Here is a 7,857-nt window from a genome sequence, read left to right as displayed (position 1 = left end):
GGGCGCCCTCGACGACATCCTCGCCGAACCGTCGAACGACCTGCTCGTCGTCCATCTCGACGGAGCGATCGTCGGCACCCTGCAGCTCACCTCGATACCCGGGATGGCCAGGCGGGGAGCGCGCCGGCTGCTCGTCGAGGCCGTGCGGGTGCGCAGCGACCTGCGATCCAGCGGCATCGGGTCGGCCGTGATGCGCTGGGTGGCCGACGAGGCGGCCCCCGCACTCGGCGCGGCGATGGTGCAGCTCACCTCGGATGCCGCGCGCGCTGACGCGCACCGGTTCTACGAGCGCCTCGGCTACACCGGCTCGCACGTCGGGTTCAAGTACCACCTGCCGGGCTGACCGCGTTCGCCGCGCGTCGGCTCACTTCAGCGATCCGGCGACCATCCCCCTGATGAAGCTGCGCTGCAGGAACAGGTAGGCCAGCAGCACCGGCACGACTGAGAGTACGGATGCCGCGGCAGCGGCACCCGGGTTGCTGCCCTGCGCCGCGAAGAAGCCCGCCACGGCCGGGGCGATCGTGCGGGTCTCGTCGGTGCGCAGGAAGTACGTGCTCAGCGCGAACTCGTTCCAGATGCCGATCCCGGCGAGGATCGCGACGGTGGCCGTGACGGGTCGCAGCATGGGGAAGACGATCCGGAACAGCACCTGCAGCGGGCCCGCACCGTCGACGGTCGCCGCCTCTTCGATCGACACGGGCAGGCTGCGCATGAACGCCGTGTACAGGAAAACCGCGAGCGGCAGATTGCCGGTGACCATCAGCACGATGATGCCCCAGTGCGTGTTCAGCCCGCCGAGGTCTTTCATGAGCGTGTACAGCGGCACGAGCACCGACAGCGGCGGGATCATGATGAGACTGATGATGCACGCGTAGATCAGCCTGTTGCCGCGCGTGACCCGCCGCGCGAGCGGATAGGCGGTGAGCGCTCCGAGCAGGCACACGAGCACCGTCGACACGACCGTCACCAATGCGCTGTTGCCGATCGCCTGCAGGATGTTCCCCTGCTGCATCGCCGTGGCGAAGTTCGTCCAGTGGATCTCGCCAGGGAAGATCCACGGCGACGACAGGTCGGTCTTGGGTTTGGATGCCGTGGTGAGCCCGAAGTAGAACGGCAGCAGCTGCAGCACGGCGATGAATGCCAGACCGGCGTAGATGAGCATTTTCGACGGTGCGGAGGTGTTCTTCACAGCTCGACCCGCTTCTGGTTGAGCAGCGAGTTCAGCACGAACGTGACCGCGACGATCAGGACGAACAGCACGACCCCGATCGCGGCCGAGTAGCCGGCCGCCTGATTCGAGAAGTACGTCTCGCCGATCAGCGTCGACACCGAGTGAGTGGATTGACCCGGCCCGCCGCCGGTGAGCACCTGCACGATGTCGAACAGCTTCAGCCCGCCGATCAGGTTCAGCACGATGCTCGTGGCGAAGGCGGGCTGCAGCAGCGGCAGCGTGATGCTGCGGAAGCTCTGCCACCAGGTCGCGCCGTCGAGCTGCGCAGCCTCGTAGTACTCGGTCGGCACGCTCTGCAGACCCGCGAGGTAGATGACCATCGAGATGCCGACGAACTGCAGGGAGTTGACGAGGACGATCGCGGTGATGGCGAATCCGGCATCCGACAGCCACGCGACCTTGTCTGCACCGAACAGCGCCCGCGCATCGTTCAGGGCGCCGTTGTTGTACCGGAAGATCAGGTAGTACATCGTGCCCAGCACCACCGGCGACACCATCACCGGCAGGTAGATGACCGCGCGCAGCAGCGCGGCCCCGCGCACGATCCGGTCGAGCACGACGGCGAGACCCAGACCGAGCACCTGCTGGATGACCGTGCTGCCGACACCGTAGATCAGCGTGTTGACCAGGGCGGTGCGGAACACCTCGTCGTCGAGCAGACGCAGATAGTTGTCGAACCCGACGAACGCCTTGCTGCGGCTGTACCCGTTCCAGTTGGTCAACGACAGGCTGATGCCGCTGATCAGCGGGTAGATCGAGAACACCGCGAACAGCGCGAGCGCCGGCACGTAGAACCAGTTGAGTCGGCGCGGGAAGATCCCCGTCGAGCGTGAAGCCACCTCTCGCGTGACCTACTGCTGCCCGTACAGCGTGCCGAACTCCGCCTCGACCTGCTTCACGGCCGAGTCGACCGTGTTCTGCCCGGTGACGATGCCGGACGTCGTCGAGATGAGGGTGTTCCACATGCCGTTCGGCAGGTACGCGCGGTCGAAGTACGGCACCATGCGCACCTCTCCCGGGGTGAAGAACTGCTCGTAGCTGTCGGACAGGTCGCCGAGGTCGACGTCGATGTCGGTGAGACCCGCCGGGTTGCCGTCCTCGCTGGCGAACTGACCGATGTTCTCCGGCTCGGCGAGGAAGGCGAGGAAGTCGAGCGCCTCCTCCTTGTTCTCCCCGTCGCGCCAGGCACCCAGCGCGACGCCCTCGCCGCCGATCAGGTACTCGTCGTCGCCGTTGATCGCGGGCACCGGAATGAAGCCGATCTCCGCGTCCGGCACGAACTCCTTGGCGCCGAGCGCGAGGGTGTTCTGAATCATCACGAACGCCGTGGTGCCCTGCCCGAGCGCGGTGGCGATGTCGTCGCTGGTGGCCGATGAGAAGTCGGGGTTGAAGTAGCCCGCCTTGGCCCACTCGTCGAGCGTGGTGAACATGGCCTCGAATCCGCTGGCGACGAACTCACCATCTGCCAGCTTCTCGGACTGCGCCTCGTCGTACGAGCCCGAGCCGAGCCAGTCGGCGACGTTGCCGGCGAACCAGTCATCCTTGCCGGAGCTCGAGATCGGCACGACGCCTGCGCCCTTGATCTTGGCGAGCGCAGCGTCGAAAGCCTCGATGGTGCCGAGCGAGGCGGGGTCGATTCCGGCATCCTCGAGCACGGTCTTGTTGTACAGGATGCCGGCGACGTCGGTCGTCAGCGGAAGAGCGAAGAACTCGCCGTCGCCGTTCTTCATCGTCGAGTCGAGCACGGGGTTGAGCTGGTCGGCCCACGGCTGCTCGTCGAGCGGCTCGAGGAACTCGCTGTAACGCAGCAGCGACCATCCGTGGGTGGCCCAGATGTCGGGCAGATCCCCCGACCCCATCCGCACCTTCATGTCGCCCTCGTAGTCGCTGCCCATCGCGACGACGTCGACCTTGACGTCGGGGTTGTCCTTCTCGTACGCCTTCGCGAGCGCGCTGAGCGCCTCGTAGCGGGGCGTCCCCTCGGCCATCGCGGACTGCACCTCGAGGGTGACTTTGTCGCCGTCGCCCGGATCCCCCGATCCCGAGCATCCGCTCAGCGCGACCGCCGCCGCGGTGAGACCGGCGAATCCGACCATGATCCGTATCGTGCCTAGTGACCTCATCGTCCCCTCCTCCGTTGGGAGCACTGGCGCGCCCGATCGAGCGCAATTCGGAGTCTACGCGGGAAGACACCGGTCATGGCAAGGGTCGCGTTCGCTCGCTCTGCCGGATGACAGGTTTCGGATGCCGGCATCAGCGGGCGGCGAGCAGGGGCGCGAGGTTCTCATTCCACACGTCGACGCCGAGCTTCGCGATGAGCACGATGACGACGGCGAGGAACACGACGCGGATGAAGCCGGACCCCCGCGAGATCGCCATGCGGGAGCCGAGGTAGCTGCCGGCGGTGTTCGCGACGCCGAGGATCAGACCCAGCACCCACAGCACCGCACCGTGCGGGATGAACAGGATGAGGGCACCGGCGTTGGTGGCGAAGTTCACGATCTTCGCCTTCGCGCTCGACTGCAGGAAGTCGTATCCGAGCAGCGCGACGAGCGTGATCACGAGGAACGTTCCCGTGCCCGGCCCGATCAGGCCGTCATAGAATCCGATCACCAGGCCGGCCACGCCGGCCGTGATGTGATGGCGATGGCCCGAGAAGCGCAGCGCGGTCGCCGCGCCGAGCTGCGGCTTGAACGCGGTGAACAGCGCGACGGCCAGCAGGGCCACCACGATGATGGGTTTGAAGGCGGATGCTGGAAGCACGGTCGCCACGGCGGCTCCGCCGAACGAGCCCGCCAGCGCGATCGCCGCCATCGGCAGGGCGGTGCGGATGTCGGGTCTTGCCCGACGGTAGTACGTGACGCTGCTCGTGGCCGTGCCGAAGATCGAGCCGAGCTTGTTGGTCGCCAGGGCCTGCACCGGGGTGATGCCGGGGATCAGCAGCACGGCGGGCAGCTGCAGCAGGCCGCCACCCCCGACGACCGCATCGATCCATCCGGCCCCGAATGCGGCGATGACGACGAGGACGAGCATGCCCCAGGTGAGCTGCTCGAGGCCGAGGAACGCGCCGATCTCCATCACAGTTCAGGATGCCAGATCGGCGCGCCCTCGCCCCGCACGACCGACTCGGCTCCGCCGCTCAAAGTACGCGTGAGAGGAAGTCCTGCGTGCGCGGATGCTGCGGGTTCGCCAGAACCTCGCGCGGGTCGCCCTGTTCGAGGATGTGGCCGCCGTCCATGAAGATCAGCCTGGAGCCGACCTCGCGGGCGAAGCCCATCTCGTGCGTGACGACGAGCATCGTCATGCCCTCGTCTGCCAGCGTGCGCATCACCTGAAGCACTTCGCCGACCAGCTCGGGATCGAGAGCCGAGGTCGGCTCGTCGAAGAGCATCATGTCGGGGTTCATGCACAGGGCACGCGCGATCGCGACACGCTGCTGCTGACCGCCGGAGAGATGGCTGGGGAAGGCATCCGCCTTCTCGGCCAGTCCCACGCGATCGAGCATCTCGCGGGCGACCTGCTCGGCCTCCTCCTTGCTCCGCTTCTTCACGCGCCGCTGGGCGATCGTGAGATTGCCCAGCACCGACATGTGCGGGAAGAGGTTGAAACTCTGGAAGACCATGCCGATGCGCTGGCGCACTCGGTCGATGTCGGTGTCCTCGTCGGTGACGTCGATGCCCTCGATGAAGATGTGACCGCCTGTCGGCTGCTCGAGCAGGTTCACCGACCGCAGCAGCGTCGACTTGCCCGACCCGGACGGGCCGATGATGCACACCACTTCGCCGCTGTGCACGGTGAGGTCGATGCCCTTGAGGACTTCGTTGTCTCCGAAGCTCTTCGCCAGGCCCTGGATGTCGATCGCCGGTGCGTGCACATCGATCAGATCCGTACTCATCGTTCCCTCGCCATCCGCCGCTCCAGCCACGCCGTGAAGCGTGTGAGCGGGATCGTCACAACCAGATACAGCAGCGCCGACATGATGAGCGGCGTCGCATTCGCGTACATGGTGTTCGCGTCACGGGCGAAGCTCGTCAGCTCCTTCGACCAGATGAAGGTGCCGGCGATGAACAGCAGCGAGGTGTCTTTCAGCAGCAGCACGAACTCATTGGTCAGCGGCGGGATGATGATCCGGAACCCCTGTGGGAGGACGATCCAGAACATCGTCTTCATCGGCGACATGCCCAGCGAGCGCGCCGCCTCGGCCTGTCCCTTGGGAACGGCCTGGATGCCGGCCCGGATCACCTCGGCCATGTAGGCGGACGCGACCAGGATGAGACCGATCAGTCCCGCTCCCACCGGACCGCCTGGCGGCTTGACGCCGAAGGCGATCGGGAGGATGAACGCCATCGCAAAGATGGTCAGCAGGGCGGGAAGCCCACGGAACAGCTCGATCCACGCCGTCGCGAACCACCGGAACGGAGCGATGACCGACAGCTTCATCAGCGCGAAGAGGATGCCCAGCAGCAACCCTCCGGTGAACGCGATGAGCGTGAACAGGATGGTGTTGCGCAGCGCCAGGACGACGATGTCCGGGAACAGCTTCGCCGCGACCTCGAGGTTGAAGAACTGCTTGCCGATCTTCGGCCAGTCGGTGAGCAGAACCACCAGCAGCACGGCGACGAGGAAGATCCCGTACATCGTGTAGCGATAGATCTTGCTCTTGGTCCTGCGTTTCAATGCCATCGCCACGGGCTCCGATCGGGTGCGGCGATCACTTCGCCGTGAAGTAGCTGTCGTAGATCTTGTCGTACTCGCCGCTGTCACGCAGCTCGGCGAGCGCATCGTTGACCGCCTTGCGCAGCTCCTTCTTCTCACCCTTCGCGAAGGCGAAGCCGTAGGACTCGTCGGTGTCGTACTCTTCGACGATCTTGTACGTGTCGTCTGCCTTCTCGTGCTCGAGATTCACCGGCTGGTCCTGCAGGATCGCATCGATCTGGCCCGCCTGCAGCGCCGGCCAGAGCTCAGCGTCGCCGGGGTACTGGACGAGAGTGGCGCCCGTGGCGTTCTCCTGCGCGTAGCTCTCGCCTGTGGTGCCCTGCTGAACGCCGACATTCTTGCCCTTGAGGTCGGCGATGCTCTTGATGCCGGAATCCGTGCTCGTGAGCAGGGACTGCAGCGAGTCGTAGTACGGGTCGGAGAAGTCGATGTTGGCTTTGCGCTCATCGGTGATGGTCATCGCCGATGCGCCGAAGTCGCATGTGCCCGCCACGAGCGTCGTTCCGGACTGCAGTCCGTCGAAGCCGACATCCTGCACGCTCAGTTTGAGGTCGAGCTTCTTCGCGATGGCGGCGGCGAGATCGATGTCGAAGCCCGTGTACCCGCTTCCGTTGTCGCCGCCCTCCATCTCGAACGGCGGGTACGGGACCTCGGAGCAGACGGTCAGCGTGCCGTCGGCGACCAGCCCGTACCCGGAACCGGATGCGGAGTTGTCGCCGTCCGAGCTGCTCGCGCAGCCGGAGAGAGCGAGGACGGCAGCGGCGGCGATGGCGGTGCCGAGGATCAGGGGACGGCGCTTCATGGCCACTCCTTCGTGACAGGGGCTTGCGCCCGGGTGCGGGTTGAACTCATCTTGGCACGCGACTCGAGACCTTGCGGTGAAGGACGGGACATCGCGCGATCACATTTGCGTTGCACTGTCGATGCGGTCAGATCTCGAAGTCGACGGCGACCCGGGATGCGACGACCGATCTGATGTATGCGCCGGCCTCTTTGTGCGCCGGATGCACCTGGTAGGCCTCGAGCGCGTCGAGCGAGTCGACGTCGGCGACCAGCGTGACATCCCAGTTGACCTCGGGATGCGCGACGTTGGCACCGGCCGACACTGCGCGCAGCTCAGGAACGACGCCCATGAGCGCGTTCAGGCGGCGAGCGACCTCGGCGGCCTGTTCGGCGCGCTCGGCGGCATCCTCCGCGGCCAGTTTCCAGCTGACGACGTGACGGATCACTTCATGGCCTCCTCGAGTGCGTGACGAAGCCGATCCGGCGAGACGCGCCAGTGAGCGTGCAGTTCGCCGTCGATCAGCACGACGGGGATCTTCTCCCACCAGCGCTCGTAGAGCGCGGGATCGTCGCCGATGGACTGCTCGACGATCTCGAGACGCTCGGCAGCGGCATCCGGCATCTCGGCGACGACGGCGTCGACCACCTCGCTCGCGACGTCGCACAGATGGCAGTCGGGTCTGCCGATGATCGTGAGCGTGGTCACTGTGCGACCGGGCGCCCCTGGGCCACCCACGCCGCGGTGCCGCCCTCGACGTTCGTCGCGTCGTGTCCGCGATCCGACAGCGCCTCGACCACCCGAGCCGAGCGTCCACCCAGCTCGCAGATCACGTCGAACGCCTCGCTCGGCAACGCGTCCAGGCGGCCGCCCAGCTCCGACATCGGCAGATTGATCGCGCCGGGCACATGCCCGGCCGCGAACTCATCGCGCTCGCGCACATCGATCAGGGGCACGCCCTCTCGCTGGGCGAGCTGGTCGACGGTGATCGTCTTCACGGTTCTCCTTCTGTCGGCGCAGACACGAAGCGCCCCTGCGACAGGCTCAGGAGCCATGAGGGGCGCTCGGTGTCGTGCCGCTTACTTCTTGTTGCGGCGCTGGTGGCGAGTCTTGCGAAGCAGCTTGCGGT

At 66.3% G+C, this 7,857-nt stretch carries 11 protein-coding genes; 1 reads left to right on the top strand and 10 read right to left on the bottom strand.

Annotation, left to right across the window (positions count from 1 at the left end):
* Positions 1–343: GNAT family N-acetyltransferase (locus RT309_RS12290; RefSeq protein ID WP_313357438.1), on the top strand; the 343-nt coding region annotated here is incomplete at its 5' end.
* A gap of 21 nt (positions 344–364) precedes the next feature.
* Here the strand turns inward: RT309_RS12290 and RT309_RS12285 are convergent.
* The 10 genes from RT309_RS12285 to RT309_RS12240 form a co-directional block, all read right to left on the bottom strand.
* On the bottom strand, positions 365–1,189 hold the full coding sequence (locus RT309_RS12285) for a carbohydrate ABC transporter permease (RefSeq protein ID WP_313357437.1): 825 nt from the start codon (positions 1,187–1,189) through the stop codon (positions 365–367).
* Positions 1,186–2,070: a sugar ABC transporter permease gene (locus RT309_RS12280; RefSeq protein WP_313357436.1), complete on the bottom strand. Its 885-nt coding sequence runs from the start codon at positions 2,068–2,070 to the stop codon at positions 1,186–1,188. The genes RT309_RS12285 and RT309_RS12280 overlap by 4 nt, the downstream gene beginning before the upstream one ends.
* Positions 2,071–2,082: 12 nt before the next feature.
* Positions 2,083–3,327 (bottom strand): extracellular solute-binding protein, encoded by a 1,245-nt coding sequence (locus RT309_RS12275; protein WP_313357435.1) that lies wholly within the window; start codon positions 3,325–3,327, stop codon positions 2,083–2,085.
* Positions 3,328–3,484: 157 nt separating this feature from the next.
* Entirely contained in the window at positions 3,485–4,309 is an 825-nt protein-coding gene (locus tag RT309_RS12270) for a TSUP family transporter (protein WP_313357433.1), read from the bottom strand.
* Between the two features lie 61 nt (positions 4,310–4,370).
* Positions 4,371–5,126, bottom strand: coding sequence for an amino acid ABC transporter ATP-binding protein (locus RT309_RS12265; protein ID WP_313357431.1), 756 nt, complete (start codon positions 5,124–5,126; stop codon positions 4,371–4,373).
* Positions 5,123–5,914, bottom strand: coding sequence for an amino acid ABC transporter permease (locus RT309_RS12260; protein WP_313357429.1), 792 nt, complete (start codon positions 5,912–5,914; stop codon positions 5,123–5,125). The genes RT309_RS12265 and RT309_RS12260 overlap by 4 nt, the downstream gene beginning before the upstream one ends.
* A 28-nt stretch (positions 5,915–5,942) precedes the next feature.
* A complete protein-coding gene (locus tag RT309_RS12255) occupies positions 5,943–6,749 on the bottom strand; it encodes a basic amino acid ABC transporter substrate-binding protein (protein ID WP_313357427.1) in 807 nt (268 codons plus the stop codon).
* Between the two features lie 127 nt (positions 6,750–6,876).
* Positions 6,877–7,176: a Dabb family protein gene (locus tag RT309_RS12250; RefSeq protein WP_313357425.1), complete on the bottom strand. Its 300-nt coding sequence runs from the start codon at positions 7,174–7,176 to the stop codon at positions 6,877–6,879.
* Complete coding sequence (locus tag RT309_RS12245; RefSeq protein WP_313357423.1) at positions 7,173–7,436, bottom strand: glutaredoxin family protein; 264 nt, start codon at positions 7,434–7,436, stop codon at positions 7,173–7,175. The genes RT309_RS12250 and RT309_RS12245 overlap by 4 nt, the downstream gene beginning before the upstream one ends.
* Positions 7,433–7,726, bottom strand: a complete 294-nt coding sequence (locus tag RT309_RS12240; protein WP_313357421.1) for a rhodanese-like domain-containing protein — start codon at positions 7,724–7,726, stop codon at positions 7,433–7,435. The genes RT309_RS12245 and RT309_RS12240 overlap by 4 nt, the downstream gene beginning before the upstream one ends.
* Positions 7,727–7,857: the final 131 nt, after the last annotated feature.

It is taken from the genome of Microbacterium sp. (assembly GCF_032084865.1).
Classification (GTDB): Bacteria; Actinomycetota; Actinomycetes; order Actinomycetales; family Microbacteriaceae; genus Microbacterium.
This window is presented reverse-complemented; position numbering and strand designations above follow the sequence as displayed.

Excerpts from the sequence above, each read along its gene's own strand:
- RT309_RS12260 (WP_313357429.1), bottom strand. The coding sequence starts at position 5,914 with ATGGCATTGAAACGCAGGACCAAGAGCAAGATCTATCGCTACACGATG.
- RT309_RS12255 (WP_313357427.1), bottom strand. The coding sequence starts at position 6,749 with ATGAAGCGCCGTCCCCTGATCCTCGGCACCGCCATCGCCGCCGCTGCC.
- RT309_RS12265 (WP_313357431.1), bottom strand. The coding sequence starts at position 5,126 with ATGAGTACGGATCTGATCGATGTGCACGCACCGGCGATCGACATCCAG.
- RT309_RS12275 (WP_313357435.1), bottom strand. The coding sequence starts at position 3,327 with ATGGTCGGATTCGCCGGTCTCACCGCGGCGGCGGTCGCGCTGAGCGGA.
- RT309_RS12270 (WP_313357433.1), bottom strand. The coding sequence starts at position 4,309 with ATGGAGATCGGCGCGTTCCTCGGCCTCGAGCAGCTCACCTGGGGCATG.